Here is a 24,820-nt window from a genome sequence, read left to right as displayed (position 1 = left end):
ACTGGACGTACTCGATGGGGTATGGATTCCGTTTCCTTCACCATCGAGGGTCCTGACGGTAGCGACGACGTCGAACTCCCCGCCGGTCTCATCGACCTCCTGAGCGAGGAGGAAGACGAGTCCTCCGCGCAGGTCGTGGGCGACATCGCCGTGATGGCGTTCACGTCCCGCGCGCACGCTATCGCCCACCACTCCGACGACGAACCGAGCGACGAAATCCAGTCCCTGGAGTCCGAGATGCTCGACGCGTTCGAAGACCGCTTCGGCATGACGTACGGCGAGGCGACCGGCCACCAGCACTAGAACTGCTGGGCGTACGACGACGGCACCGTCGGCACGAGCGGCGTGCGCGACGTGACCTCGAACAGTCCTTTCTTAACGGCCCCCATCGCGTACTGGCGGGCACTCCGGTGAATCGGGGTTCGGCGGCCGCGAACGCCCGTCGACCCCTCGCGGATGGCGTCCACGACGTCACTCGCCCTGACTTCGGCCTTCGAGGATGCGTTCACGTCGAGTTCAGTGTACGCGCGTCCGACGTTCATCACGTGGTGGGCGTCGCTCGACCCGATTCCGGGATACTCGCGGTTGCGCGCGTACCGGCGCGCGCGGCGGTTCCGGAACCCCGTGAACAGCATCGAGTTGTAGACCTCGACGGCTTCCACCTCGGTGTCGTCGAGATAGCGCTTCCGGACGCCGTGTCGACTTCGCTGAAAGGGATGCGGGACGATGGCTGCGCCGCCGAGGTCGCGGACGGCGGCGACGGTGTCCGCGAACGACTCGCCCTTCGGCGGGCGCTCGGTGACGCCGATGGCGAGCAGGTGGCCGTGGCGGGTCGACACCTCCACGCCCGGAACCCCGACGAGGCCGTACTCGGGGGCGAGGCGCGCGGCCCGCAGGGACTCCTCGATGGCGTCGTGGTCGGTGACGACGATGGCGTCCAGGCCGATGTCGCTCGCGTGTTCCAGCAGGAGTTTCACGGGTTCGTGCCCGTCGTACGACCCGTCCGAGTGAACATGCGGGTCGACGCGAAGCGTCACGCGTTCGTCCATTTGCTTGCTATAGGTGGCGCTCCGTGAAAGGCGTACAGGCTAGTCTCCGCCGTCCCGTCCGAGCACGTCGTAGGTGAGGAGGACGCCGTCGTCCAGTCGGTCCGCGTCCGTGAGGGAGAGTCGGGGGAAGTCGTCGGTGAAGCCGTCCCCGTCGACGAGTGTGGGGGCGTCCCGTCCGCCGACGACCATCGACCCGACGAAGACTGAGAGGGCGTCCACGAGGTCGTCCGCGAACAGGGAGAAGAGGAGTTCGCCGCCGCCCTCGACCATCACGCGCTCCACGCCGTCGGCTTCCAGTTTCGCGAGCGCGTCGGGGAGGGCGACGCGCTCGTTCCCGGCGACGACGCAGTGCGCGCCCGCCCGCTCCAGTTCCCGAACCCGGGACTGTTGGGCGTTCTCGGAGACGAGGACGTACGTGTCGGCGTCCGGGCCGAGGACGCTCGCGTCCGTCGGCGTGCGCGCCTGCGAGTCGGCGACGACGCGCGCCGGCTGCGGGGATTCCCCCCGGCTCTCCCGGGCGGTCGCGAGGGCGGCGTCCTTCAGGGTGAGCGAGGGGTCGTCCGCGAGGACGGTGCCGACGCCGACCATCACCGCGTCGAAGTCGGCGCGGAGTTCGTCCACGCGCGCGAAGTCCTCCGCGCCGCTTATCGCGAACTGCGTGCGCTCTCGCGTGGAGAGTTTCCCGTCGACGCTCGTCGCGGCGTTCACGCGGACGTGCATGGCTCTGGAGTTTCGGAGGATGGGAGAAACGGATTTCGGTCCGCGAACGCTTTTTATCCGCGCCGTCCGAACCGTCGAGTGATGAACCTCGACGACCATGCTGAGGATCTCGCCTCCGACCTCGGCGTTGACAAACAGGAGGTCAAGGAAGGACTCGAAAACCTAGTCGAGTACAGCGTTCCCATCGAGGAGGCCAAGCAGAGCCTCCGACGCAAGTACGGCGACGGTGGCGGGAACACCGGGCCGTCCGCCGCGGACATCGCCGATATCGACACGGACAGTGGAAGCGTCACCGTCACCGCCGTCGTGCTCACCGTCGGCACGCGCTCGATCCGCTACCAGGGCGACGACCACACGATTCTGGAGGGAGAACTCGCCGACGAATCCGGGAAGATCTCCTACACCGCGTGGGAGGAGTTCGACCTCGAACCCGGGAAGACCGTCACTATCGGGAACGCGAGCGTCCGCGAGTACGAGGGACGTCCCGAACTCAACTTCGGAGAATCATCGACCGTCGGAGCGGCGGACGACGCGCTGGACGTGCCGTACGAGGTCGGCGGCGACCGCGACCTCGCGGAACTGCGTGCGGGCGACCGCGGCCGGAACGTCGAAGTCCAGGTCGTGGAGGTCGAGACGCGAACTATCGACGGCCGGGACGGTGAGACCGAAATCCTCTCCGGCGTCGTCGGCGACGAGTCCGCGCGCCTCCCGTTCACGGACTGGAACCCGCACGCCGAACTCAGGGAGGGCGCGTCCGTCCGCATCGAGGACGTGTACGTCCGGGAGTTCCGCGGCGTCCCCTCCGTGAACGTCTCCGAGTTCTCCACCGTCACCGAACTCTCCGATCCCATCGAACTCGGTGGTCCGGCCCGGATGGAGATTCGGGACGCCGTCGGTCGCGGCGGCGCGTACGACGTGGAACTCCAGGGGAACGTCCTCGAAGTCCGGGACGGGAGCGGCCTCATCCAGCGCTGTCCCGAGTGCGGGCGCGTCACCCAGAAGGGCCAGTGCCGCCAGCACGGCGAAGTCGACGGCGAGGACGACCTCCGCGTGAAGGCCATTCTCGACGACGGCACCGCCACCGTCACCGCGATTCTCGGCAGCGACCTCACCGAGCAGGTGTACGGCGGCGGTATCGAGGACGCCCGCGAGCAGGCGCGCGACGCGATGGATCAGGAAGTCGTCGCTGACACCATCCGAGCGGAACTCGTCGGCGGCGAGTACGTCGTTCGCGGCCACCTCTCCGTGGACGAGTACGGCGCGAACCTCGAAGCGACCGCGTTCCGCCCCGCCGACGACGACCCGGCCGCGCGTGCCGCGGCCTTCCTGGCGGAGGTGGACGCATGAGCTCGAACTCGACCCCAGACGACCGCCCGAGCCGAGAGGTCGCGTGGCGGGTGTTCGCGGCGGAGTTCGACGACGCGGACTTCAGCTACGCGGAGTCGGACGAGGAGCGCGCGCCGAACTACGTCGTCACGCCGACGGGCGCGCGCGTCAACCGACTGTTCGTCGTCGGCGTGCTCACCGAAGTGGAGTACGTGAGCGACGACGTGTTGCGTGCGCGAATCGTTGACCCGACGGGCGCGTTCGTCGTGTACGCCGGGCAGTACCAGCCGGACGCGCTCGCGTCCCTCGAACGCCTGGACGCGCCCGCGTTCGTCGCCGTCACCGGGAAAGCGCGGACGTTCGAGCCGGACGACGCCGACACGGTCTACACGTCGGTCCGCCCGGAGTCCATCAGCGAGGTGGACGCGGACACCCGCGACCGCTGGGTCGTCCGCACGGCCGAACAGACCGCGGAGCGAATCGGCGTGTTCGCGGCAGCGCTCGGCCGTGAGGAACGCGAGAGCGACCTCCGGGCCGCGCTCACGGACGCCGGGGTTCGCCCCGACCTCGCCGCGGGCGTCCCGCTCGCCGTCGACCACTACGGCACCACCGAAGCGTATCTCGACGCCCTCCGGACGGTCGCCCGGCAGGCCGCCGAAGTCGTCGCCGGCGACCGCGACGAAGTCGGCGCCACCACACCCGCCCCCGACGCCGGCGGCGCGGTCGAGTCGAACCTGGCTGCCGACCTCGAATTCGAGACGAGCACGGACGACTCGGAACCGGCACGCGAACCTGAATCGGAACCCGAATCGACGGGTGAGTCGGTGGCGGAGTCCGAGTCCGAGACTGAAGCGGACGTGGAGTCCGAGAGCGAACCCGAGTCCGAGACTGCGGAGGTCTCGGCGGTCGAGGCGGAGCCGGAGGCGACGGACGCCGGCGAGGTCGGAACGACCGAGGAACTCGCGGAGTCCACCGCGCCCGAACCCGAGGCGGTCGAACCCGAATCCGAGGAGTCCGAGAGCCTCGGTGACTTCGAGTCCGGGGGGTCGGACGAGATGTACGAGTTCGACGAGGAGGAGCGCGAGGAAATCGAGGAGGAGTTCGACATGGACTTCTCCACGGGCGACGACATCCCCGAGGCGGGCGAGGTCGGTATCGAACCCGAGGCAGCGGATCCGGACGAGTTCGAGGACTCCAGCGAATCGCTCGACGCCGATGACGACCAATCGGACGGCGAGGGCGAGAACGTGTTCGAGGGCGATCTTGAGGACTTCGTCGTGGACACGATGGACGACCTCGACGACGGGAACGGCGTCGACCGCGACGAGGTGATTCGGACGGTCGTCGAAGCGACCGACGAAGACACCGGTGACGTCGAGGACGCCATTCAGAGCGCGCTGATGAGCGGGCGGTGCTACGAGTCCGGGGAGGACACGCTCAAGGCCATCTGATGGCGCGCGTCGAACCCGTCCCGGACGCGCCCGCGGCGGTCGCAGATCTCGGCGGGGAGTCGGCGCTCGTGGTCGCGGACTACCACGCGGGCATCGAGCGCTCGCTCCGTCGTGAGGGGCTGGAAGTCGATTCGCAGGCGGAGACGCGACGGGAGCGCGTGCTGTCGCTCGTCGTGCGGACGGGCGCGGAGCGCGTGGTGTTCCTCGGCGACCTCGGCCACCAGATCGGGACGCCGGACGGCGCGGAGCGCGAGGAACTCGAAACCCTCGTCCGGGAGTGTCCCGTGCCGGTGACGCTCGTTCGCGGGAACCACGACGGCAACCTCGACGACGTGCTCGACGTCGAGGTGACGCCGGGCGATGGCGCGCGGTTCGGCGACGTGGGGTTCGTGCACGGCCACACGTGGCCGAGCCGGGACGTGCTCTCGGCGGACGTGGTCTGCATGGGGCACGAACACCCGGCCGTTCGGCTGGAGGACGCGGTCGGCGGGTCGCGGGTGGAGCGCGCGTGGCTCCGCGGGCCGCTCGACTCGGGCCCGTTCCGCGACCGGTTCGGGGAGCGCGTCGAGGTGGACGCCGAGCTGGTCGTGTGCCCGGCGTTCAACGACCTCTGTGGAGGGACGTGGGTGAACGTCGAGGGACAGGGGTTCCTCGCGCCGTTCCTCCCGGAGGCGCTGCCGTCGGCGGACGCCTACCTCCTCGACGCCACGCGGCTGGGTGACTACCGCTACCTGTAGGGCGTGCGGCCGACGCGTCCGCGTCCGCGGGCCGTGCGTCGCCAGTACCCGAACGGGTGTCGTCGAAGGACGGCGTCGAGTCGGCGGCCCGCGGGCCATCGTCAGAACACGCCGAGTCTGGCCGCGGCTTCCTATTTATACTCTCTCCGGCGGGAGGAGGGCTTCGAACGGCTGGTCGTCGAGCCACTCCGCGAGCTGGCAGAGTTCGTCGAGCGCGGCCTCGAACAGCGCTTCACCCTTCTCCGGAGTGGCGTCGGTCTGGTCGCCGAACACGCCGTTCTCGCTGTTCTCGACGGCGTCGTAGAACGTTCGCGCGCCGTGCTTCACGGTGTCGAGGTCGGCGAGGGATTCGACGCCGCCCTCGTGTGCGTCTTCGAGGCGGTCGTCGTGCACGAGATTCCCGTGGAGGTACTGGATGAGCGCGGTCTCCTTCGGGCCGCCGTGCGGGCCGTTGTGCTCGAACGCGTCGTCCACGAGGTCGGGGATGGAATCGTTCCACATCCACTCGACGGCGTAGGCGTCCTCGGCGTCGCGAAGGCGGCGGCCGACCTCGCGCAGGTGCTCGACGTTCCCCCCGTGCGCGTTCACGAACACGACTTTTCGGACGCCGTGGTAGGCGAGGTTTCGCGTGAAGGATTCGACGTACTGGCGGAACGCGGGCGCGTCCACCCACATCGTCCCGGGAAACTGGCGGTGATGGGGGCTGACGCCGATGTTGACGGTGGGCGTGCAGAGGAAGCCGGTGCGGTCGGCGGCCCGTCTCGCGAACGCCTCCGCGATGAGGTGGTCGGTGGCCTCGGGGAGGTGGGGGCCGTGCTGTTCCGTGGAGCCGAGCGGGACGAGCGCGACGGTGCCGTCGAGTTCGCCCTGCAGGTCGGGCCAGGCTTCGTCTGCGAGATACATATCGGTTCCTCGTCCCCCCGCCCCAAGTAGCCAGCGGGTGTCGATTGATAGCACGCTCACGGTGTGCTTATCCGGCCGCCAGCCCAGTGTTCTGTATGAGCGACGCGGGCGTCGCCGACGCGTTCAGCCGGCTGTCAGGGCCGGTTCGGAGCGCGCTCTCGGAGCGCGGGTTCAGCACGCCGACGGAGCCGCAGCAGCGCGCGATTCCGCCGCTGGTGGCGGGCCACGACGGCCTCGTCATCGCGCCGACGGGAACGGGGAAGACGGAGACGGCGATGCTGCCGGTTCTGTCGGCTATCGCGGAGGCGGAGCCGCGGTTCGGCATCAGCGCGCTGTACGTCACGCCGCTGCGCGCGCTGAACCGCGACATGCGCGAGCGTCTCGACTGGTGGGGTGAGGAACTGGATATCGAGGTGGACGTTCGCCACGGGGACACGACGCAGTACCAGCGCACCAAGCAGGCGAACGACCCGCCGGACGTGCTGGTGACGACGCCGGAGACGCTGCAGGCGATGCTCACCGGCGAGAAACTGCGGCGCGCGCTCTCCGACGTCCACCACGTCGTCGTGGACGAGGTGCACGAACTCGCTGGCGCGAAGCGCGGCGCCCAACTCACCATCGGCCTCGAACGCCTCCGGGAACTCGCGGGCGACTTCCAGCGCATCGGCCTGTCCGCGACCGTCGGCGACCCGCGGGAGGTCGCGAACTTCCTCACGGGCGGCCGGGAGTGCGACATCGTGGAGGTCGACGTGACCTCACAGGTGGATTTCACGGTGCGCGAACCGCGAGTGCGGGAGTCCGACGAGCGGCTGTCGAACGAACTCCTGACGAGTCCCGACGTCGCGAGCCACGTCCGAGCGATACGTGAAATCGTCGACGAACACGACTCCACCCTGGTTTTCGTGAACACGCGGCAGACGGCGGAGGCGCTCGGGTCGCGGTTCAAGGAACTCGGCGCGAACATCGGCGTCCACCACGGTAGCCTCTCGAAGGAGGCCCGCATCGAGGTCGAAGACCAGTTCAAGGCCGGGGAGCTGGACGGACTGCTGTGTACGAGTTCGATGGAACTCGGTATCGACGTGGGCCGCATCGACCACGTCGTCCAGTACTCGAGTCCGCGGGAGGTCGCGCGCCTCCTCCAGCGCGTCGGGCGCGCCGGCCACCGCCGCGACGAGGTCTCGCACGGCACCATCGTCACCGGCCACCCGGACGACACGCTGGAGGCGCTCGCGATCGCCCGCCGGGCCGCCGATGGCGACGTGGAGGAGACGCCGATTCACCACGGCAGCCTCGACACGGTCGCGAACCAGGTCGTGGGTCTGCTGATGGACTTCGGCGAGCTCAAGGCGTATCGCGCGTACCAGATCGTGACGCGGGCGTACCCGTTCCGCCACCTCGACGAGGAGACGTTCAAGGCGGTCGTGGAGGAACTCAGCCGGAACCGCGTGCTGTGGCTGGACGAGGAGGCGGACACCATCGAGAAGTCCGGGGGGACGTGGCAGTACTACTACGCGAACCTCTCGATGATACCCGACGAGGAGACGTACGAGGTGTACGACGTGGCGTCGGGCCGGCAGGTCGGGACGCTGGACGAGCGGTTCGTCGTGAACTTCGCGGAACCGGGCGCGTCGTTCATCCAGCGCGGCGAGATGTGGCGCATCGCGGAGGTGGACGAGGAGGAGGGCCGGGTCGAGGTCAGTCCCATCGAAGACCCCTCGGGCGAAGTGCCGTCGTGGACCGGCTCCGAGATCCCGGTGCCGTACGACGTGGCGCAGGAGGTCGGGGAGATTCGGCGCGTCGTCGGCCCGCAGTTCGAGTCGGGCGCCGGCGTCGAGTCCGTCGCGCGCGACCTGGTCGAGCGGTATCCGACGGACGCCTACACGGCGGAGCAGGCGCTCGACCCCGTGGAGCGAACGGTCGACGCGGACGCGCCCGTGCCGACCGACGACCGCGTCGTCGTGGAGTCACAGGGCCGCGACATCGTGGTGAACGCCGCGCTCGGCCACCGCGCGAACGAGACGCTCGGACGGCTGCTCTCCGCGCTTCTCGGTCAGCGAACCGGCTCCTCGGTGGGGCTGGACGTGGGGCCGTACCGCATCTCCTTGGAGGTTCCGCAGGGAACCCGGGCGAGCGACGTGCTCGACGTGCTGGAGGAGACCGACCCCGACCACATCCGTCCGCTGCTCGAACTCTCGCTGAAGAAGTCGGACGCGCTCAAGTTCACGCTGAGTCACGTCGCGGCGAAGTTCGGCGCGCTCAAGCGCTGGAAGGGCCGGGACGGCGTCGGCCTGAACCGCGTGATGGCCGCCCTCGAGGACACGCCGGTCTACGACGAGGCGATGCGGGAGGTGTTCCACACCGACCTCGACGTGGAGCGCGCGCGGGACGTGCTCTCCCGGCTCCAGTCCGGCGACCTCGACCTCGTCGTGCACGGCCGCCGTACCGCCATCGGCGTCGGCGGCCGGTCGTCGGGCCAGGAACTCCTCACGCCCGAGAACGCGGACGCGAGCGTCATCAACACCGTGAAGAACCGCATCGAGGACGACCGCGTCCGGCTGTTCTGCGTGCACTGCCAGGACTGGGAGCACGAGACGAAGGTCTCCCGCGTGCAAGACCAGCCCGAGTGCCCGCGGTGCGGGTCGACGATGGTAGCCGCGCTGAGTCCGTGGGCGGACGACGCGGTGACAGCGGTGCGGGCGGACGAGAAGGACGCGGAACAGGAGAAGCGAACCGAGCGCGTCTACCGGAACGCGAGCCTCGTGCAGGGCCACGGGTCGAAGGCCGTGAAGGCGCTCGTCGCTCGCGGGGTCGGCCCGCAGAACGCCGCCCGCATCATCAACAACCACCGGGAGAACGAGGCGGACTTCTACCGGGACATCCTCGAACGCGAACGCGAGTACGCCCGGACGAAGGCGTTCTGGGACTAGCTGTCGCGGTAGCTCGCTTCCACGCCCGCATTCACCCCGCGACGCGAACGCGTCCTCGGATCCGTCGCGGGAATGGCATTAGCGCGCGTCGAGCACGGCGAGCAAGCGCTCGCGGAGGTCGCTCGCGGACGCGGCGACTTCGTCCGCGGCGGACGCGTCCATCTCGCCGGCCTCGTCGGCCTCGTACGCGATGACGTACGCGCCCGAGCGGGCGGCGGCGCGGATGCCGTTCTCCGAGTCCTCGACGACCACCGTCTCGTCGGCGGTGACGCCGAGGCGGTTCATCGTCGCCTCGTAGATGTCGGGTTCGGGCTTCCCCGGGATGTCGAGGTCGGCCGCGGACACCACCACGTCGAAGCGGCCGTCGAGGTCGAAGCGGTCGAACGCCATCTCCAGCCAGCTCGGGTACGAGGACGTGCAGACGGCGAGCGGCACGCCGTGCTCGTCGAGTTCGTCGAGGAGGTCGTGGAAGCCCGGCATCAGGTCGGCGTGCTCGGTGTAGACGGCTTTCGCGTGGTCGTCGTAGAAGTCGAAGTACTCGTCGGCGGAGTCGACGGTGAGGTCGTACCCCTCCTCGCGGAGGCGGTCGTACTGGTCGTGGACGTTGATGCCGATGAGGTCCGTCGGTTCGAGGTCGTCGCCGTCCACGACGAGCTCGTCGATGACCTGCTCGATGACGTCCTTCCAGTATCGTTCCGTGTCGACGATGACGCCGTCCATGTCGAAGATGACCGCGGTCATACCCGCGGTAGGGGCGGCCGGCGGAAAACACGTGCGGCGGCCGCGCGGTGGCCGGCACGGCCTGACTGCGTCGCCGTGTTGGGTCGCGCGGGTGTTGGAAAACCGTTATACGAGCCGCGAGAGAACGCCTGTCCATGACGTTTCCCTCCACTGGTGGCGGCGCGACCGCACGGTCGGTCGCCGCCGTTCTCGCCGTCGCGATGCTCGTCTCGACCGCCGGCTGTGCCGGACTCCTCACCGACGACGGTGGGAGCGCGAGTGCCGCCGCACAGCTCGACAGCGTCCCCGCGAACGTCGACTCCCTCGCGTTCGTCGACGTAGAATCGATGCTCGAAGACGACACGCTCCGCGGCGTCGCGAACACGTACTTCTCCGAGATGAACGCGTCGTCGCCGTACTACTCGGGTCCCGCGTCCGTCTCCGAAGCCATCGCCGACGCGGAGAACGACACGGGGCTGTCAGCGACCCAGTTCGAGACGGTGACGGCGTTCTCGAACGCGAGCGAGCAGGCCGACACCGACTCCGGGTCGTTCAACGGCGCGCTCGTCACGTCCTCGCTCTCCAAGACCGAACTGAAGTCGGCGGTGACGAACCAGACCGGGATGGAGTTCTCGACGGAGACCTACGGGAACGCGACGATCTGGGTGCCCGAATCGGCGTTCGCGAGCGGGAGCGTCGTCGGCTGGCTCGGTGACGGCGCGTTCGTCACCGGCACTGAATCCGCCGTGAAAGCCGTCGTGGACGTGCGTGCGGGTGACGCGCCCGCGGTGAGCGGCGACCTCCGGCAGACGTTCGCGGACACTCGCGCGGGCTACGTGAAGTTCGCGATGACCGTCCCCCAGCAGGAACTCGACACCGGTCCGTACGCCTCCGAGACGCAGTTCGCGAGCGAGACGCTGAACTCCGTACAGGTGGTCTCGGGAGCGTTCTACGTCGAGGACACGGACATCGGCGGCGTGACGCACGTCGTGACGAACACGAGCAGCGCCGCGACGAACATCATGCAGGTCATGCAGGGCGCGCTCTCGGCGTACGAACTCGCGTCCGAGGAGGCCGCCGCGGAGACCCTCGACAAAATCGAGGTGACGAGCGAGGGCACGACCGTCACCGTCTCCTACGAGAACGCCGCGTCCAACATCGAGAACGCGATAGAGAGCGCGTACAACGAGTCGAGTACCGGCTCAGCGACGACGACCGCGACCGCGTAGATGGCGCTCCCGCCGCTCCTCGCGAAGGAACTCCGCTGGGGCTGGCGGAAGAAACTCCCGCTGTTCGTTCTGTTCGTCGTCGCGCCCGCCATCTTCGTGTACGGGACGCTCGCGTTCGAGCACGTGCTCCCGAAGTCCGTGCAGGTCGCGGTTGCACCGGCGGGATCGGGCGTGACGCGGGACGACCTCGAAGTGGTGCGCGCGGCGGTGACGCTGTTCAGCGACCCCAGCATCTACGAGTCGAGAACGGCGGCGATGCGGGCGCTCGCTCACGAGCGCGTGTACGCGGTCGTCACCGCGCCCGCGAACCTCGCCGGGGGGTCGGGCCGCGCGACCGTCGACCTGTTCGTCTCCGGGAGCGTCGTGCCCTACCAGGAACCCGCGCAGGTCCTCGCGACCGTCGCGGAGCGCGGCCTCTCCTCGCTCCTCGACCGCCCGGTCACCGCGACGTACACGGTCGTCGGCCGCGAGTGGTCGCTCTCCGCGTACCTGCTGCCGACGTTCCTGCTCGTGCTCGTGTTGCTCGTCGCGCTCGCCTACCTCCCGTACAACCTCGCGTCGGAGGAGGCCGCCATCGACCGCCTCCGCCTCGAATCCTCGCTCTCTCGGGTTGTCGCGACGAAACTCGTCGCGTTCACCGTTCTGCTCGTCGCGCCCATCGCGGTGTTCGACCTCGCGAGCCGATACCTCGGCACCCCGGTGGGGTTCCTGCGGCCGAGCGTCATCGCCGTGTCCGCGCTCACGTTCCTCGCCGCGGGGACGTTCGCCGCCGCCGTCACCGTCGCGCTCCGGTTCTCCGCGTGGGGACGCCTCGCGAACCTCGCCGTCCTTCTCTTCTGTCTCGCGTTCTCCGGACTCGCTTACCCGCGCGGGTTCTTCTCCGTCGCCCGCCGCGACTTCATCACGTCCCTTCCGACTTATCACGCGATGGTCGCCGCTCGCGGGTTCACGCTCCGCGGCCAACCGCTCACGGCCTACGCGGACACCTTCGTCCTCCTGCTCGGGACGCTCGCCGTCTGTTGCGTCCTGTTCGCGGGGAGCGTCCGCCACTACGAACGAGGTGCCTGAAATGCGCGCCCAGAACCTCACCAAACGCTACGGGGACGTGGTCGCCGTGGACGGCGTGACGCTCGACTTCGCGCCCGGCGTCCACTGCTTCGCCGGGCCGAACGGCAGCGGGAAGACCACCCTCCTGCGGTGCCTCGCCGGCCTCACCCGGCTCACGTCCGGGTCGGTCGAGGTGCCGGACGACGTGAACTACGCGTTCCAGACGCCGAGCGTCTACCACGACCTCACCGTCGCCGACAACCTCGCCGTCTTCGCCGGGTTCTCCGACGAACCCCGGGAGTGGCGCGCGGACCTGGAAGACCGCCTCGGCCTCACACCGATGCTCGACCGCTCCGCGAGCGCGCTCTCCGACGGCTACCGGAAACGACTCGACCTCGCGCTCTCCCTCCTCGACCGACCGGACACGCTCGTTCTGGACGAACCGCTCGCCGACCTCGACCCCGCCACCCGTGACGCAATCGTGGACACCATCGAGGCGTACGCGACCGACGACCGGTACGTGCTCGTCTCCACGCACAACCTCGACCGGTTCGACGGCCTCGCCGACCGCCTCACCGTCATGTCGCTCGGACGCGTTGTCGCCGACGTGACCCGCGAGGAGTGGAGCGACCCCGAGACGGCGTACGAGCGCGCGCTCTGCGAACACGAGTCGGGGTAACGGTTTTGAGGATAGCGGGCGGAACCACGAGTATGGTCGAAGAGACGACGCGCGACGACATGACGTGGTACGCCTGCGAGAAGTGCGGGCTGATGTTCGACGACCCCGAGGACGCCGCACAACACGAGGAGAACTGCGACGCCGAAGACCCCTCGTACCTCCAGTAGTCAGGCGAACTCGTAGCTGTACTCGCTCAGCTCGTCCTCCTCGAAGACGAACACGCGACCGCCCGCCGCCTCGGGGTCGGCCTCGACCTCGATGGCGTACCCGTCCCGGCGCACCGTCACGCCCGGGAACACCGTCTTCTCCCCGTCGGCGTCGAGGAGGACGCGCCCCACGCCGGTGTCCGCGAGTATCTCGTCGCTCGTCATCCGGTCGTTCACGTACGTCAGCGCGCCCTCCGTCCCGTCCGGGTCGGTGACGAGCACGTGCACGTCCCGCCCGGGCTGCGCGCGCAGCGTTCCCTCGACTTTCTCCGGGACGCCGTGGTAGAACGTGCGGCGGCCGTCCGCGTACTCCACGGCGACGCCGTCCTCCGCGAGTTCCACGTCCAGCGTGTCCGGCTCCACGTCGCTGCGTCCGCTCATACGCGTTCTCGACGCCGCGCGGGGAAAAGGCCCGCGGGTCGCGGGTCGAGGGTTTGACGCCACCGCCACCTTGAAGCGTCGACTCGCCCACTCTCCGGTATGGACGGCCGCGCCGAAGCGCCCGCCGCGGGCACCGTACTCAACGCGCTCGCCACCGGCCGCGGGTCCGCGTTCGCCATCGACCGCACCGTCACCGCCGCGGTCTCGCTCGACCCCGACGCGGAGTCCGTGACGGGGACGGTCGCGGAGGACGCGGACGCCGACACGGCCCTGATAGAGCGCTGCGTCGAACTCGCGTGCGAGGAGTACGGCGACCCCGCGCTGGGCGGCGTCGTGGAGACCGAGAGCGAGATCCCGATGGCGTCGGGGCTGAAGAGTTCGAGCGCCGCCGCGAACGCCACCGTGCTCGCGACGCTCTCCGCGCTCGGCGTCGCCGACGACGTGACGCTGGAGGACGCCGCGCTGCTCGGCGTGCGGGCGGCCCGCGAGACGGGTGTGACGGTGACGGGCGCGTTCGACGACGCGAGCGCGAGCATGCTCGGCGGCCTCACCGTCACGAACAACGACCGCGACGCCCTCCTCGCCCGCGACGAGGTGGACTGGGACGTGCTCGTCTGGACGCCGCCGGAGCGCGCGTACAGCGCGGACGCCGACGCCGACCGCTGCGCGCGCATCGCGCCGGTCGCCGAACTCGTCGGGGAACTCGCGCTCGCCGGACGGTACGAGACCGCGATGACCGTCAACGGCTTCGCGTTCTGCGCCGCGCTCGACCAACCCACCGGCCCCGCCGTCGACGCCCTGCCGCTCGCCGACGGCGTCGGCCTCTCCGGCACCGGCCCCAGCCACGTCGCCGTCGGCACCGAAGACGCACTCAAAGAGGTACGAGAACTATGGAACGAGAGACCCGGAACGACGCTACTGACGACGACTCGAACGACCGGCGGCCGCGTGCTGACGACATGACCCTCGACGAACTCCGCGAGGAAATCGAGGGGATCGACCACGACCTCGTCGAACTCATCGCGCGCCGCACCTACGTCGCGGACAGCGTCGCCCGAGTCAAGGAAGAACAGGGCCTCGCCACCACCGACGAGGAACAGGAAGACGCCGTGATGGAGCGCGCCGGCCGCTACGCCGACACGTACGACGTGGACGAGAACATGGTGAAAGCCATCTTCCGGTTGCTCATCGAACTGAACAAGATAGAACAGCGCGAACAGCGGTAGAGGGCTGTCAATTCCCTCTAACCGCGTTTCCTTTTTCAGTCCGCGTCGGCGGCCACCGTCTGCCGGGGCGGGGCGGCCGCGACCTCGTCCGGGGCGTTCCATTCGAGGTCGCCCTGGTAGTGGAGTGGCGCGTTCTCCTGTTCGGGGTCGAGGACGGTGAGGTGTATCCAGCCGTTGTCGAGGAGCCGGGTGAGTTCGTCGTGGTCGCGGAGGAGGTCGGTGACGCGGTCGACGGGCGCGTGAACGACGGCGGTGAGGCGGAGCGGCTGATGGTAGGGGGTGTCGGCGTCGGCGTACAGCGACTGGAGGGGGAGGCCGGTCATGAGGTCGCCGCCGTTCCCCTGGAACACGCCGACGTTCCCGACGGGGTTCTGGGTCGCCTTCGACCCGCTCCCGTACACCGCGTTGTCCACGGTGGCGAAGTAGTACTGGTTGTTTATCCACTGCGTGACGACGAGCGGGCCGGTGAGGATGGCCTCCAGGGCGTCGCCGTCCGCGTCCGTCCGCCAGTCGTAGGAGTGGAGGAACGTGCGGCCGTCGAGGTCGGCGTCCGCGGTGAGGTCGCGCGGGCCGACGACGAACGAGGCGTTCCCGGCCAGCCCCCACTCGGGCCGGGTCTCTGCCCAGTCCGCGGCCCGGCGCTCAGTCTCCCGGACGCTGTCTTCGGCGTCGCCGGTCATCGCGTCCGTCCGTTCCGCGGCCGCGCGCTCCCGGGCGTCCGCGAGGTCGCTCCGCACCCGTTCGAGGTCGTCCGCGTGCGTCTCGGGCACGCGCCCGTCGAAGAGCGTGATGTCGTCGGTGGTGGTGTCGTGTTCCGCGGCGAGGAAGACGGTGTCCACCGGGATGTCGAACCCGCGCTCGCGCAGCTCCGCCCTGACGTCGTCGTCGTTGCAGACGGCGGCGAGCACGCGGGCGTTCGGGCCGCCGGCGTTCCCGCCGCACGCGCCGCAGTCGAGGCTCGAACCGAACGGGTTGTTCGTCGTCTGACTCGCGTGTCCCGTGAACACGACGAGGCGAGCGAACTCCTCCCAGCCCATCAGCGCGAACGCGTTCTCGGCGTACTCGACCTTCTCCTCGAACGACAGGCCTTCGCGGAGCGCGTGCACCGCGTCCGGGTTGTAGTCGATGGAGGGCTCGCAGAACTCGCGTTCGGCGGGCGCGTAGTCGGCGTCGTGGAGCGCGTCGTAGACGCGGGCCGGGAAGAGCGTCCGCGCGGCGAGCGCCGCGCCGTACCACGGGCCGGCGTTCTCCACGAAACTGAACGCCGTCGCCGCGTTCGACTTCAGGGCTTTGAGGACGTTCCGGCCCGCGTCGAGGAGGCCCTGCCGGCGGTCGTAGCGCTCCCGCGCCTCCCCGGTGTCTTGGCCGGGGCGCTCGGTGATGCGGTGCTGGGCGTCCACGATAGGCGGGCAGGCGTCCCCGGCCGCGTCCGCGTCGTACCCCTGATACCGCATCGGAATCCCGAAGAATCCGGCGTAGCCGTACGTCTCGTACTCGCCCACGGATTCGACGTGCCGCCGGATGACTTCGGAGCGCGTGTCGATGCAGAACACGAACTGCGCGTCCGGCCGACCGGCGTCGTCACCGCGCTCGCCGTCCTCGGGTTCGGCGTCGGCGTCGGACACCGCGTCGAGCAGGCGCTCGCGGTGACTCCGCTCCCAGGCGGTCAGCCAGAGTTCGGACAGCGGGACATCCTCGCTCGCGCCGGCCTCCGCGTGGTCGTCCGGGAGGAGCGGGGCGTCGAGGCGCTCCGCCACCAGGAGGCGAACCGCGAGGTACTCGGTCAGCGAGATCGGGTGGCTGGACTGCCAGGGCGCGTCGTCGTCGCTCGCGCGCTGCTTGATGAAGCCCGTCCAGCCGGGGAGCGCGGCGAGCTGGTGCTCGAATATCGTCTCCCACTCGCCCTGCGGGTGCGCGGACAGCACGCTCTCCAGTGCCGCTATCGGCGACTCCGGGAGGTCGGACGGGCTCTCGCAGTCCGGTATCTCGGAGTCGTGGGGCGCCATCTCGCGCCACGCGGCGTAGAACCCCGCGTCCCGGTTCGGCATCGACCACTTCGCCTGCCCCTGGTCGAGAAAGGCGGTCAGCCACTTCGAGAGCACGCGGTCGACCGCTTCTTCGGCGTCCGTCTCGGCGCGGGAGACGGAGTCCGTCTCGCTCGACGCGTCCGCCGCGCCCGCGTCCAGCTCGTCGAGCACTGTTTCCGGGCCGCCGTCGATTCCGTGGTCGTCCAGCACGCTCGACAGCGCCTCCGGATCGATCCGCCCGGTCTCCCAGGCCCGCCGGAAGACGTCGGGCGAGGGGTAGCCGCGGCCGCCGAACAGCCGCTCGGCCTCCGCGACGGCCTGGTGGAACGGCCGGTCTTCGAACCCGGAGAGGGGGTTCGCGGTGACGAACGAGTGGAGCGGCCAGACCGCGCCGACGTTCTCCGCCGCGCGTTCGATGCTGCTCGCGAGGTAGTGGTCTTCACGCGTCATTGTAGTCCTCCGCGGTGGTGAGTTCGGTTTCGGGAGCCGGCTGCGAGAGGTTCAGGAGGGCGACGTAGAGCCGCTTGCTGGATTCGTGCCAGCCGCGTTCGACTGCGAGATACGCGAGGAGGAAGGCGGCGGCGACGGCGGCGTGCACGGCCGAGAGGTCGGTCGGCGCGTGTGTCATCGGCGCGTCCGCGAGCGCGATAGCGATGGCGTTGAACAGGACGCCGTAGACGGCGACGGGGACGACGACGATGACGGGGAGGGCGACGAGCGCTGCGCCCGGGGAGAGGTTCGCGCGCTCCACGGCGTCGCGGGCCGCGTGCAGGGTCGTCAGGGCGACGAGGCCGGCGAGGACGAGGCCGGAGTTCGGTTCCGCGCCCTTCCCGGTGAGCGCGACGAACACCGCGGCGCCGACCGCGGCGGCCCCGAGGCCGACGGCGAGCGACGGCAGCGCCCTACCTGTCTGGGCGTTCTCCGCGGGCGCGGTCTGTTCGACGGCGCTGCCGGCGGAGAGGAACAGGTAGGCCTTGTAGAAGCCGTGGAGGATGAGGTGGGTGACGGCGGCGGCGAAGAACCCGAGGCCGCACTGGAGTATCATGAACCCCATCTGGGCGACGGTGGAGCCGCCGAGCCGGCGCTTCACGTCCGGGCGGACGAGCAGGAGCGCCTGCCCGACGAGGGCGCTCGCGGCGCCGACGACGACGAGCACCGCCAGCGCCGCAGGGATGTCCGCGAACACGGGCGCGAAGCGCGTGAGCAGGATGCCGCCGGCGTTGACGAACCCGGCGTGCATCAGGGCGGAGGCGGGCGTCGGCGCGGTCATCGACGACAGCAGCCAGTCGTGGAAGGGGAACAGCGCGGACTGAATCATCGCCGCGAGGAAGAGCCCGCCGATCGCGAGCCAGGTGACTTCGGGGGAGAGGCCGCCGGTTTCTGCGAGGATGACGGAAACCGTGGTCGTTCCGGTCGCCCACGCGAGGAGCGCGAGCGCGCCGGTGAGCGCGACGCCGCTCGCGAGGAAGTAGCGCCGCGTGAGCGTCTCGGCGGCCTGCGCCTGCGTCCACTCGCGGGCGTGGCCGATGAGTTCGGCCATCGTCAGCCCCATCGCCAGCCACGCCGCGGCGAACAGCGCGACGTGGTCAGCGGCGGCGACGACCATCACCGCGAGCGTGAATCCGAACGTTAGCGCGAAGAACCGGTCGATGGCGGCGTCCCCGGCCATGTACCGCCGGGAGTAGGAGTGAACGATGGCGCTGAAGAAGGTGACGGCGGTCCAGACGACCGCGGTCAGGCCGTCCACGACGACGTATCCCGGTACTCGCCACGCGGATCCGCTCGCGATCGAAACGGCTGTCGTCGCGATGCTGAGCGCGAACAGCGCCCAGACCGCGGCCGTCGTCGCTCGCGCCACCCCCGAAGCGGACGGCGTCGTCTCCGAGGGTTGTACCGAGTCGTTCGCGTGTGCGTGTCCAGTCATCGTTCGAGGTCTCGACTGACGGGCCAGCCGTCCCGTCCGACCGGGACGATGCGTGACCGAACTGGCCCGACCTACCCAACTATACGAACAGTCTGGTTATTATAGTCTTTGGTACGACCAAATTGTTCACCAAGGCCGCGCCCGGGAACAGAATGTTCTATAATGAGGGATCGGGGTTACTCGCCGCTCGGTGTGCGCTCCCGGGCGAGGTCGTCGAACGGCGTCGTCCCGTGACTGCGCACGAGAACCTCGTCCGAGACGGTCAAATCCATGTCGAGGAGCGCGTTCGCCACCGTCGTGATGTCCTCGTCGGTCTCGCCGACGACCGTCACGAGCAGGTTCTCCTCGCCCGTGACCAACTCCTGCACCGACACGACGCCCGGGATATCGAGGATGTCCTGGATGCGCTCGCCGCGCTTCGGAATCGGCGCCGTACAGAACAGGAGCATCCGGAGCGGATACCCCGACTTCTGGTAATCAACGTTCGCGCTGTACCCCTTGATCACGCCCTCCGATTCGAGTCGCTGGATGCGCTTTCGCACCGTGCTCGACGACGCGTCAGTACGGTCGGCGATCTCGGCTGACGAGAGGTTCCGAGCGTCCTCCTGGAGCGCGTAGATTATCTCTCGATCCGTATCGTCGAGCTCGTACTCGGTCATGCGCTCCGTTTACCTCCGCTCGCATAAGGCGCTTCGCCCGCCACGTCGGTTCTCCAGCCCCCGCCCGTGCGGCCGTCTCAGTACGTGACGCGGCGCTGGACGCGCCCGGCGATGGTGGGGTGGCGGTCGCGGAGCACCTCGGGGTCGCGTTCGCCGTCCACGTTGACGACGTGCGCCTCGCCGCGCGCGCCGTCGTAGGCGTTCTGGAAGTCGTAGACGACGCCCGCGACGGTCGTGTCGTCCGGCACGTCCTCGCTCTCGCGGAGCGCGCGCACCTGCTGGTCGACGTTGCACTCCACGAGGTCGTTCACCGTGTCCGCTCGCCCGCGCCCGTCCGGTAGGTGCTCGAGACAGGGCTCGAGTTCGGGCCGCAAGAGGCCGATACAGTGTTCGATTCCCGGGGGCTCGTCGACGATATCGGTGGTGATAGCGTCGTAGGTGGCGGTGACCGCGCCGCATCCCGAGTGCCCGACGACGACCGCGAGGTCGGTGTCGGTGTGCGCGATGGGGTAGAGCACGTCCCCGGCGACCACCGTGCCCGCAGCGGTGCGCTGGACGACCCGGTTACCGATGTTCGAACACGTGAACACCCGGCCCGGTTGGTCGTTCCCCCACATGTGGTCTTGGAGGACGCGGGAGTCCGAACAGCAGACCGTCACTGCATCGGGACGCTGCGCGTCCTGCACGTCGTCGAACCGGTCGCGGAACGCGGCGACGTGCGCGTCGTTCCCGGCGAGCAGTGCGGCGAGCGTGTCCATACGAGACGGAGGAGACGCACCGGTTAGAAACCTCGGCCTCTCCGCGGATCGAACGCCCTCACACTATGGGTCGTGGTACACTCACTCTCGGAAGGGTTATACGCGAACGGGGCGTACGACTGTTTGTAATGGCAAGCGGAAAAGTTGATTTCTTCAACGACACTGGCGGCTACGGATTCATCGAGACTGAGGACGAGGACGAGGACGTGTTCTTCCACATGGAGGACGTCGGCGGCCCGGACCTCGAAGAAGGCACTGAGGTCGAGTTCGAGATCGAGGACGCCCCCAAGGGCCCCCGCGCGAAGAACGTCACCCGCCTCTAAGGCGAGTTCTTCCGGACTTCTACTAACCGACTTTTAGAACGCCAGCGGCGGCGTTCGCGTCTCGACCCGCGTCGAGACGACTGTTTTATACCGGCCGGCGAGTGACGACGTTGTATGTCTACGGTTCGCGGCGCCGTCGAGCTGACGCGACCCGGGAACGTCGTCGCCGCGGGCGTGCTGACGTTCGTCGGCGCGTTCGTCGCGGGCGGCGCGGCCGACCAGCCGTTCTACACGGCGGTGGCGGTCGCGGCGACGATGCTCGCCATCGCGGCGGGGAACGCCATCAACGACTACTTCGACCGCGACATCGACGCCATCAACCAGCCCGACCGACCGATCCCGCGCGGCGCGGTGTCCCCGCGCGGCGCGCTCGCGTTCAGCCTCGCGCTGTTCGGCGGCGCAATCGTCTGCGCGCTCTTCCTCCCCGTTTTCGCCATCGCCATCGCGGGCGTGAACTTCGTCGCGCTCCTCGTCTATACTGAGTACCTGAAGGGGCTCCCGGGCGCGGGGAACTTCGTCGTCGCCTACCTCGTCGGGAGCACGTTCCTCTTCGGCGCGGCCGCAGTCGGTGACGTGGCCGCCGGGGCCGTCCTGTGCGTGCTCGCCGCACTCTCGACGTTCACGCGCGAGGTCGTAAAGGACGTAGAAGACATCGCGGGCGACCGCGAGGAGGGATTGAACACCCTCCCGATCGCCATCGGGGAGCGACGCGCGCTCGCCGTTGCAACCCTCTCGCTCGTCGTTGCCGTCCTCGCCAGCCCCCTCCCCTACCTCTGGGACGTGTTCGGCGCGCCCTATCTCGCCGTCGTCGCCGTCGCTGACCTCACGATGCTGTACGCGACCTCCGAATCCTTCAGCGACCCGACCCGCGGCCAGTCCCTCCTCAAGTACGGGATGTTCCTCGCCGTCGTCGCCTTCCTCGTCGGCCGCGCCGCGGCCCTCTGAACTTATCCTGCTTGCGCTCCTACCGTAGCGTATGCCCATCGAGAGTGACGGCGAACTCCGCGAGATACTCGAGTCCCAGACCATCGCCGTCGTCGGGTGTTCGAGCACGCCCGGGAAGGCCGCCCACGACGTCCCGACGTACCTCGCAGACCACGGCTACGAGGTCATTCCGGTCAACCCCTACGCCGACGAAATCCTCGGCAAACGGGCGTACGACTCGCTCGACGACGTAGCCGAAGAAATCGACGTCGTGGACGTGTTCCGGCCGGGCGACGAAGCCCCCGGAATCGTCGAGCAAGCCGTCGCCCGCGACGACGTGAACGCCGTCTGGCTCCAGCTCGACATCACCAACGACGAGGCGGCCGAGATGGCGGAAGACGCCGGGCTCCGCTTCGTCCAGGACAAGTGCATGAAAGTCGAGCACCGGCGGCTACTCGGCTAGTGAACCGGCGGTAAACGAGCGAATCGGGCGTGAATCGGAGTTCTCTCGTTACCCTTCCCACTCGGCGTAGCTCCCGTAGATGTCCTTGGAGAGGTAGCGTTCACTGGAGTCCGGGAAGACGGTGACGACGGTGTCGTAGGGGGCGTCGATGACGCCGTCGACGATGTCCTCGGCGACCTGGCGGGCCGCGACGCTGGCCGCGCCGGCGCTCGACGCGACGAGGTGGCCTTCCTCGGCCGCGAGGCGCTTGAGTTCGCGGTGGGCGGCCTCGTCCGAGACCTGACTCACGTCGTCCACGAACTCGGGGTCGAACAGCTCGTTCGTCGCCGGGTTGTGCGTTCCGATGCCCTCTGTCTTGTACTCGCGCTCGTCGACGTGGTCTCCCTCGAGGCGGGCGTACAGCGAGCCCTCGGGTTCGACGGCGACGACGTGCGTATCGGGGTTCTGCTCGCGGAGGTAGCGCGCGGTTCCCATGAGCGTGCCCGCGGTTCCGCAGCCGGCGACGATTGCGCCGACCTCGCCATCGAGCGCGTCGTGTATCTCGGGGCCGGTCGTCTCGTAGTGCGCCTCCGCGTTCAGCGGATTGGAGAACTGCTGGGGGACGGCGGCGTTCTCGAGTTCGTCCGCGAGTTCGTGCGCGCGCTCGATGGCGCGCTCCATCCCGTCTTCCGTGGGCGTGTTGATGACGTCCGCGCCGAGCGCGCGCATCAACGTCTGCTTCTCCACGCTGAACCGTTCGGGCACGACGAACACCGCGTCCAGGTCGAGCTGGCCGGCGGCGACCGCGAACCCGATACCGGTGTTCCCGGCCGTGGGTTCGATGACCGTGCCGCCCGGGGCGAGGTCACCGCGTTCGAGCATCTGTTCGAGCATGTACGTCCCGATGCGGTCTTTCACGCTCGCGCCGGGATTGAACGACTCCAGCTTCGCGTACACGGGCGCCTCGTCCGGTGACTCGTGGACGCGAACCAGCGGCGTCTCACCCACGGTGTCGAGAACCGAGTCGAGCGGTTCGCGGTGCGTCGTCATCTACTCACTCCTTTCGCTGCGCGTTCTTTAGGCGTTGTCATCGTCCGCGGGTCGACCGGTTTCCACGTCGAGTTCGGCGGCGATGGCGTCGAGGAGTTCGCCCTGCCGCGCGACTTCGCGCTCGAGCGCCTCCACGCGCTCGTTCGTGTCAGTGACGGTCTCCTGTGTCTGTTCGACGTCCTCGCGGATGGACGTGACGCGCGACTGCAGCGAGTCGGCGACGTCCGCGAGCTTCTGAACCTTCTTCGCGGTTCCTCCGAGTCCCATACTCACTCAAGCGAACGGGACGTTGAAGGGTCTTCCGCCAGCAATTCGGTGGAGGCGAAAGGCCCTTATGGGGGAGTCGACTACCCTGAAGTGGACTAGGCCGGGCGGTTTGGCCCCGCCCCACCCACCCGCACTACGGTCATCAGCGGGGGCCGAACGCCGGGAGAGTCCGGGCCAACCCGCCCGGGCCCCGGAAGCCGACAGAGAAGCCTCGTCCTTCGGGGACGGCGGTCCGCGGCGCGCGCCTGCAGGGGCGTCGTCGTCGCGGTTCGCCGATGGGACCCCGTCAGGCACGGAAGTGAGCAGCGGACCATCGGACGTTCGCCGCTCGAAGGGTCGCGGGGCGGAGGAGGCGACCGGGACTACCCGAGCGGGACGGCTCGGGCGACCCCGGCACGTCCACCATTCATACTGCAGTACCGTTTGCTGCGCTCAGTCGCTCCGCTCCGTCGCTGGCAAAAGCTACGCGAAAAGCCGTCGTCACCCCCTCCGGGGGTTCCTCGGCTCGACCGCTCGCTTCGCTCGCGTTCGGTCGAGCGCATCGTGAACGAACCGCTACGAATTTCGCTCAATCGCCCGTCGAAAGAGCGGGAGAAAAAGCCTTACTCGTCGCCGAAGCCGGCGATTTCGTCGCCCTGCACCTGGAGTTCGCCCTCCAGGGTGCGGGTCGGATAGGGGATGTCGATGCCCTCCTCGTCGAAGCGCTCCTTCACGGCGGTGACGTACTCGCCGCGGGTCTTCACGAAGTCGGCGCGCGAGGGGTTGTCGATCCAGAACCGGCTCTTGAGGCCGACGTAGGAGCCGCCGAGTTCAGTCAGTCGGACGGTGACGCCGGGGTCGTCCATGATGCCGTCGTGTTTCTCGGCTTCCTCGACGATGATGTCGGTGGCCTTCTCGATGTCGTCGTCGTATCCGATGCCGAAGAGGAACTGGAGGCGGAGCTTGTTCTTCGCGACGGGGTTCTTGATGACGCCGTCGGTGAGCTGGCTGTTCGGGACGGTGAGGAGTTCGTTGTCGAACGTCCGCACGCGGGTGACGCGGAGGCTGATGTCCTCGACGACGCCGGAGTACGTGCCGTTGTCCCACTCGATCCAGTCGTCGATGCGGAACGGCTTGTCGGTGTAGATGAAGACGCCGGCGACGAAGTTCTGGATGACGTCCTGCATCGCGAGGCCGATGGCGAGCGTCGCGGCGGCGGCGATGGTCGCGAGGCTGGTGAGGAAGTTCCCGTAGCCCGCGAACCCGAACGCGACGCCGAACCCGACGAACACGATGACGATGCGGACGAGTCGCTTCAGGGGCGTCCGGGAGTGCGCGTCGAGGTCTCGGGCCTTGAGCGCTCGGTCGACGAGCGGGACGACGGTGGCGCGACCGACGAGGTAGACCGCGAGGAACGCCACCGTGAAGTAGACGAGCTGGGTGACGGCGAGCGCGTACTGCGGGATCGCGTCGTCGATGAACGGGAGCGGTTCGACCATCAGTGGTACACCGCCGTGTTCCCGCGCGTCTCGACGAGGTCGGCGCTGACGCGGTCGGCGAGGTCGGCGGCGAGTTCCTCGGTGTCGGTGCCGCCGCGCGACGAGCGGAGGAACTTCACCTTCACCACGTCGCGCGTGTCGAGCTGGTCTTTGAGTTCGTCGACGACCGACTCGACGCCGGCTTTCCCGACCCACACCGTCACGTCGGCGTTGTGCGCCTTCGTCTTGAGCTCCTCTGTGGTCATGTCTACCCACCCGTTCGGGCGCGGCTTAAAAGAATGGTACGGCTCTCCCGGCGCGTAGAACCCGAGCTCGTTTTAGCTTAGTTAAATCGGCGTGATGGCTCCGCCACCGGCCATCACCGACC

27 protein-coding genes and 1 other RNA gene are annotated in these 24,820 nt (G+C 68.8%); 15 read left to right on the top strand and 13 right to left on the bottom strand.

The window, feature by feature from the left end; translation table 11 throughout:
* The first annotated feature begins 21 nt into the window (after positions 1 to 21).
* Positions 22 to 303 (top strand): hypothetical protein, encoded by a 282-nt coding sequence (locus tag FQU85_RS11895; protein WP_145848192.1) that lies wholly within the window; start codon positions 22 to 24, stop codon positions 301 to 303.
* Here FQU85_RS11895 and FQU85_RS11890 read toward each other — a convergent pair.
* Together FQU85_RS11890 and FQU85_RS11885 are read right to left on the bottom strand one after the other, a co-directional pair.
* Positions 300 to 1,049, bottom strand: a complete 750-nt coding sequence (locus FQU85_RS11890; protein ID WP_145848190.1) for a PHP domain-containing protein — start codon at positions 1,047 to 1,049, stop codon at positions 300 to 302. The two genes, FQU85_RS11895 and FQU85_RS11890, sit on opposite strands and share 4 nt — an antisense overlap.
* Positions 1,050 to 1,088: 39 nt before the next feature.
* On the bottom strand, positions 1,089 to 1,769 hold the full coding sequence (locus FQU85_RS11885) for a 2,5-diamino-6-(ribosylamino)-4(3H)-pyrimidinone 5'-phosphate reductase (protein ID WP_145848188.1): 681 nt from the start codon (positions 1,767 to 1,769) through the stop codon (positions 1,089 to 1,091).
* An 81-nt stretch (positions 1,770 to 1,850) separates the two neighbouring features.
* Here FQU85_RS11885 and FQU85_RS11880 point away from each other — a divergent pair, with 81 nt between their 5' ends.
* From FQU85_RS11880 to FQU85_RS11870, 3 genes are read left to right on the top strand one after another with little or no spacing between them, the layout of a single operon-like run.
* A complete protein-coding gene (locus tag FQU85_RS11880) occupies positions 1,851 to 3,116 on the top strand; it encodes a Single-stranded DNA binding protein (RefSeq protein ID WP_145848185.1) in 1,266 nt (421 codons plus the stop codon).
* Complete coding sequence (locus tag FQU85_RS11875) at positions 3,113 to 4,546, top strand: hypothetical protein (protein ID WP_145848183.1); 1,434 nt, start codon at positions 3,113 to 3,115, stop codon at positions 4,544 to 4,546. Before FQU85_RS11880 ends, FQU85_RS11875 begins: the two co-directional genes overlap by 4 nt.
* On the top strand, positions 4,546 to 5,283 hold the full coding sequence (locus FQU85_RS11870) for a metallophosphoesterase (protein ID WP_145848181.1): 738 nt from the start codon (positions 4,546 to 4,548) through the stop codon (positions 5,281 to 5,283). Before FQU85_RS11875 ends, FQU85_RS11870 begins: the two co-directional genes overlap by 1 nt.
* Positions 5,284 to 5,418: 135 nt before the next feature.
* Here FQU85_RS11870 and FQU85_RS11865 read toward each other — a convergent pair whose 3' ends face one another.
* Positions 5,419 to 6,186, bottom strand: coding sequence for a creatininase family protein (locus tag FQU85_RS11865; protein WP_145848179.1), 768 nt, complete (start codon positions 6,184 to 6,186; stop codon positions 5,419 to 5,421).
* A gap of 95 nt (positions 6,187 to 6,281) precedes the next feature.
* Between FQU85_RS11865 and FQU85_RS11860 the strand changes: the two genes are divergently transcribed.
* Complete coding sequence (locus FQU85_RS11860; RefSeq protein WP_145848177.1) at positions 6,282 to 9,113, top strand: DEAD/DEAH box helicase; 2,832 nt, start codon at positions 6,282 to 6,284, stop codon at positions 9,111 to 9,113.
* A gap of 78 nt (positions 9,114 to 9,191) precedes the next feature.
* Here the strand turns inward: FQU85_RS11860 and FQU85_RS11855 are convergent, their stop codons facing one another.
* Positions 9,192 to 9,854, bottom strand: coding sequence for an HAD family phosphatase (locus tag FQU85_RS11855; protein WP_145848174.1), 663 nt, complete (start codon positions 9,852 to 9,854; stop codon positions 9,192 to 9,194).
* A gap of 134 nt (positions 9,855 to 9,988) precedes the next feature.
* Between FQU85_RS11855 and FQU85_RS11850 the strand changes: the two genes are divergently transcribed.
* The 4 genes from FQU85_RS11850 to FQU85_RS13730 are packed head-to-tail and all read left to right on the top strand — an operon-like array spanning position 9,989 to position 12,955.
* A complete protein-coding gene (locus tag FQU85_RS11850; protein WP_145848172.1) occupies positions 9,989 to 11,062 on the top strand; it encodes a hypothetical protein in 1,074 nt (357 codons plus the stop codon).
* Positions 11,063 to 12,130, top strand: a complete 1,068-nt coding sequence (locus tag FQU85_RS11845; RefSeq protein WP_145848170.1) for an ABC transporter — start codon at positions 11,063 to 11,065, stop codon at positions 12,128 to 12,130.
* 1 nt (position 12,131) lies between these two features.
* Positions 12,132 to 12,788 (top strand): ABC transporter ATP-binding protein, encoded by a 657-nt coding sequence (locus FQU85_RS11840; RefSeq protein WP_145848168.1) that lies wholly within the window; start codon positions 12,132 to 12,134, stop codon positions 12,786 to 12,788.
* Positions 12,789 to 12,820: 32 nt separating this feature from the next.
* Positions 12,821 to 12,955 carry a hypothetical protein gene (locus tag FQU85_RS13730; RefSeq protein ID WP_255473792.1) on the top strand — a complete coding sequence of 45 codons (135 nt, stop codon included), beginning with the start codon at positions 12,821 to 12,823 and terminating at the stop codon, positions 12,953 to 12,955.
* On the opposite strand, the gene FQU85_RS11835 is transcribed toward FQU85_RS13730, so the two are convergent.
* Positions 12,956 to 13,375: a DUF5796 family protein gene (locus FQU85_RS11835; protein WP_145848166.1), complete on the bottom strand. Its 420-nt coding sequence runs from the start codon at positions 13,373 to 13,375 to the stop codon at positions 12,956 to 12,958.
* A gap of 99 nt (positions 13,376 to 13,474) precedes the next feature.
* Here FQU85_RS11835 and FQU85_RS11830 point away from each other — a divergent pair, with 99 nt between their 5' ends.
* Positions 13,475 to 14,338: a shikimate kinase gene (locus FQU85_RS11830; protein ID WP_145848164.1), complete on the top strand. Its 864-nt coding sequence runs from the start codon at positions 13,475 to 13,477 to the stop codon at positions 14,336 to 14,338.
* Complete coding sequence (locus FQU85_RS11825; protein ID WP_145848162.1) at positions 14,266 to 14,601, top strand: chorismate mutase; 336 nt, start codon at positions 14,266 to 14,268, stop codon at positions 14,599 to 14,601. Before FQU85_RS11830 ends, FQU85_RS11825 begins: the two co-directional genes overlap by 73 nt.
* 35 nt (positions 14,602 to 14,636) lie before the next feature.
* On the opposite strand, the gene FQU85_RS11820 is transcribed toward FQU85_RS11825, so the two are convergent.
* The 4 genes from FQU85_RS11820 to FQU85_RS11805 all read right to left on the bottom strand — a co-directional run bounded on the left by FQU85_RS11820 (position 14,637) and on the right by FQU85_RS11805 (position 19,969).
* Positions 14,637 to 17,078, bottom strand: a complete 2,442-nt coding sequence (locus FQU85_RS11820; protein ID WP_145848160.1) for a DUF2309 domain-containing protein — start codon at positions 17,076 to 17,078, stop codon at positions 14,637 to 14,639.
* Positions 17,068 to 18,552 (bottom strand): proton-conducting transporter membrane subunit, encoded by a 1,485-nt coding sequence (locus tag FQU85_RS11815; protein ID WP_145848158.1) that lies wholly within the window; start codon positions 18,550 to 18,552, stop codon positions 17,068 to 17,070. Before FQU85_RS11815 ends, FQU85_RS11820 begins: the two co-directional genes overlap by 11 nt.
* A gap of 176 nt (positions 18,553 to 18,728) precedes the next feature.
* A complete protein-coding gene (locus tag FQU85_RS11810; protein ID WP_145848156.1) occupies positions 18,729 to 19,211 on the bottom strand; it encodes an Lrp/AsnC family transcriptional regulator in 483 nt (160 codons plus the stop codon).
* A gap of 77 nt (positions 19,212 to 19,288) precedes the next feature.
* On the bottom strand, positions 19,289 to 19,969 hold the full coding sequence (locus FQU85_RS11805; protein WP_145848153.1) for a carbonic anhydrase: 681 nt from the start codon (positions 19,967 to 19,969) through the stop codon (positions 19,289 to 19,291).
* A 128-nt stretch (positions 19,970 to 20,097) separates the two neighbouring features.
* Between FQU85_RS11805 and FQU85_RS11800 the strand changes: the two genes are divergently transcribed.
* From FQU85_RS11800 to FQU85_RS11790, 3 genes are all read left to right on the top strand, one after another.
* A complete protein-coding gene (locus tag FQU85_RS11800) occupies positions 20,098 to 20,292 on the top strand; it encodes a cold-shock protein (RefSeq protein WP_145848151.1) in 195 nt (64 codons plus the stop codon).
* A 114-nt stretch (positions 20,293 to 20,406) separates the two neighbouring features.
* On the top strand, positions 20,407 to 21,237 hold the full coding sequence (locus tag FQU85_RS11795) for a geranylgeranylglycerol-phosphate geranylgeranyltransferase (RefSeq protein WP_145848141.1): 831 nt from the start codon (positions 20,407 to 20,409) through the stop codon (positions 21,235 to 21,237).
* Between the two features lie 31 nt (positions 21,238 to 21,268).
* On the top strand, positions 21,269 to 21,679 hold the full coding sequence (locus tag FQU85_RS11790; protein WP_145848139.1) for a CoA-binding protein: 411 nt from the start codon (positions 21,269 to 21,271) through the stop codon (positions 21,677 to 21,679).
* 48 nt (positions 21,680 to 21,727) lie between these two features.
* Here FQU85_RS11790 and FQU85_RS11785 read toward each other — a convergent pair whose 3' ends face one another.
* Positions 21,728 to 22,708, bottom strand: a complete 981-nt coding sequence (locus FQU85_RS11785) for a PLP-dependent cysteine synthase family protein (RefSeq protein ID WP_145848137.1) — start codon at positions 22,706 to 22,708, stop codon at positions 21,728 to 21,730.
* Positions 22,709 to 22,735: 27 nt separating this feature from the next.
* Complete coding sequence (locus FQU85_RS11780) at positions 22,736 to 22,975, bottom strand: DUF5798 family protein (RefSeq protein WP_145848135.1); 240 nt, start codon at positions 22,973 to 22,975, stop codon at positions 22,736 to 22,738.
* Positions 22,976 to 23,063: 88 nt separating this feature from the next.
* On the opposite strand from FQU85_RS11780, the gene ffs reads away from it, so the two are divergent.
* Positions 23,064 to 23,380: signal recognition particle sRNA (gene ffs, locus FQU85_RS11775), an RNA gene on the top strand.
* 197 nt (positions 23,381 to 23,577) lie between these two features.
* Here ffs and FQU85_RS11770 read toward each other — a convergent pair.
* On the bottom strand, positions 23,578 to 24,456 hold the full coding sequence (locus FQU85_RS11770; protein ID WP_370516775.1) for a mechanosensitive ion channel family protein: 879 nt from the start codon (positions 24,454 to 24,456) through the stop codon (positions 23,578 to 23,580).
* The gene (locus FQU85_RS11765) at positions 24,453 to 24,698 is read right to left on the bottom strand and encodes a YhbY family RNA-binding protein (protein WP_145848131.1); all 246 of its coding nucleotides are present in this window, start codon (positions 24,696 to 24,698) and stop codon (positions 24,453 to 24,455) included. The genes FQU85_RS11770 and FQU85_RS11765 overlap by 4 nt, the downstream gene beginning before the upstream one ends.
* Positions 24,699 to 24,820 lie beyond the last annotated feature (122 nt).

Origin of the sequence: Salarchaeum sp. JOR-1 (assembly GCF_007833275.1) — an archaeon.
GTDB lineage: Archaea > Halobacteriota > Halobacteria > Halobacteriales > Halobacteriaceae > Salarchaeum.
Note: the sequence above shows the minus strand (reverse complement) of the source record. Positions and strands in the feature narration are given on the sequence as shown.

What these genes read in the sequence shown, in the direction of transcription:
- FQU85_RS11895 (WP_145848192.1), top strand. Translation starts at nt 22, where the DNA reads ATGGATTCCGTTTCCTTCACCATCGAGGGTCCTGACGGTAGCGACGAC.
- FQU85_RS11890 (WP_145848190.1), bottom strand. Translation starts at nt 1,049, where the DNA reads ATGGACGAACGCGTGACGCTTCGCGTCGACCCGCATGTTCACTCGGAC.
- FQU85_RS11885 (WP_145848188.1), bottom strand. Translation starts at nt 1,769, where the DNA reads ATGCACGTCCGCGTGAACGCCGCGACGAGCGTCGACGGGAAACTCTCC.
- FQU85_RS11880 (WP_145848185.1), top strand. Translation starts at nt 1,851, where the DNA reads ATGAACCTCGACGACCATGCTGAGGATCTCGCCTCCGACCTCGGCGTT.
- FQU85_RS11875 (WP_145848183.1), top strand. Translation starts at nt 3,113, where the DNA reads ATGAGCTCGAACTCGACCCCAGACGACCGCCCGAGCCGAGAGGTCGCG.
- FQU85_RS11870 (WP_145848181.1), top strand. Translation starts at nt 4,546, where the DNA reads ATGGCGCGCGTCGAACCCGTCCCGGACGCGCCCGCGGCGGTCGCAGAT.
- FQU85_RS11865 (WP_145848179.1), bottom strand. Translation starts at nt 6,186, where the DNA reads ATGTATCTCGCAGACGAAGCCTGGCCCGACCTGCAGGGCGAACTCGAC.
- FQU85_RS11860 (WP_145848177.1), top strand. Translation starts at nt 6,282, where the DNA reads ATGAGCGACGCGGGCGTCGCCGACGCGTTCAGCCGGCTGTCAGGGCCG.
- FQU85_RS11855 (WP_145848174.1), bottom strand. Translation starts at nt 9,854, where the DNA reads ATGACCGCGGTCATCTTCGACATGGACGGCGTCATCGTCGACACGGAA.
- FQU85_RS11850 (WP_145848172.1), top strand. Translation starts at nt 9,989, where the DNA reads ATGACGTTTCCCTCCACTGGTGGCGGCGCGACCGCACGGTCGGTCGCC.
- FQU85_RS11845 (WP_145848170.1), top strand. Translation starts at nt 11,063, where the DNA reads ATGGCGCTCCCGCCGCTCCTCGCGAAGGAACTCCGCTGGGGCTGGCGG.
- FQU85_RS11840 (WP_145848168.1), top strand. Translation starts at nt 12,132, where the DNA reads ATGCGCGCCCAGAACCTCACCAAACGCTACGGGGACGTGGTCGCCGTG.
- FQU85_RS13730 (WP_255473792.1), top strand. Translation starts at nt 12,821, where the DNA reads ATGGTCGAAGAGACGACGCGCGACGACATGACGTGGTACGCCTGCGAG.
- FQU85_RS11835 (WP_145848166.1), bottom strand. Translation starts at nt 13,375, where the DNA reads ATGAGCGGACGCAGCGACGTGGAGCCGGACACGCTGGACGTGGAACTC.
- FQU85_RS11830 (WP_145848164.1), top strand. Translation starts at nt 13,475, where the DNA reads ATGGACGGCCGCGCCGAAGCGCCCGCCGCGGGCACCGTACTCAACGCG.
- FQU85_RS11825 (WP_145848162.1), top strand. Translation starts at nt 14,266, where the DNA reads ATGGAACGAGAGACCCGGAACGACGCTACTGACGACGACTCGAACGAC.
- FQU85_RS11820 (WP_145848160.1), bottom strand. Translation starts at nt 17,078, where the DNA reads ATGACGCGTGAAGACCACTACCTCGCGAGCAGCATCGAACGCGCGGCG.
- FQU85_RS11815 (WP_145848158.1), bottom strand. Translation starts at nt 18,552, where the DNA reads ATGACTGGACACGCACACGCGAACGACTCGGTACAACCCTCGGAGACG.
- FQU85_RS11810 (WP_145848156.1), bottom strand. Translation starts at nt 19,211, where the DNA reads ATGACCGAGTACGAGCTCGACGATACGGATCGAGAGATAATCTACGCG.
- FQU85_RS11805 (WP_145848153.1), bottom strand. Translation starts at nt 19,969, where the DNA reads ATGGACACGCTCGCCGCACTGCTCGCCGGGAACGACGCGCACGTCGCC.
- FQU85_RS11800 (WP_145848151.1), top strand. Translation starts at nt 20,098, where the DNA reads ATGGCAAGCGGAAAAGTTGATTTCTTCAACGACACTGGCGGCTACGGA.
- FQU85_RS11795 (WP_145848141.1), top strand. Translation starts at nt 20,407, where the DNA reads ATGTCTACGGTTCGCGGCGCCGTCGAGCTGACGCGACCCGGGAACGTC.
- FQU85_RS11790 (WP_145848139.1), top strand. Translation starts at nt 21,269, where the DNA reads ATGCCCATCGAGAGTGACGGCGAACTCCGCGAGATACTCGAGTCCCAG.
- FQU85_RS11785 (WP_145848137.1), bottom strand. Translation starts at nt 22,708, where the DNA reads ATGACGACGCACCGCGAACCGCTCGACTCGGTTCTCGACACCGTGGGT.
- FQU85_RS11780 (WP_145848135.1), bottom strand. Translation starts at nt 22,975, where the DNA reads ATGGGACTCGGAGGAACCGCGAAGAAGGTTCAGAAGCTCGCGGACGTC.
- FQU85_RS11765 (WP_145848131.1), bottom strand. Translation starts at nt 24,698, where the DNA reads ATGACCACAGAGGAGCTCAAGACGAAGGCGCACAACGCCGACGTGACG.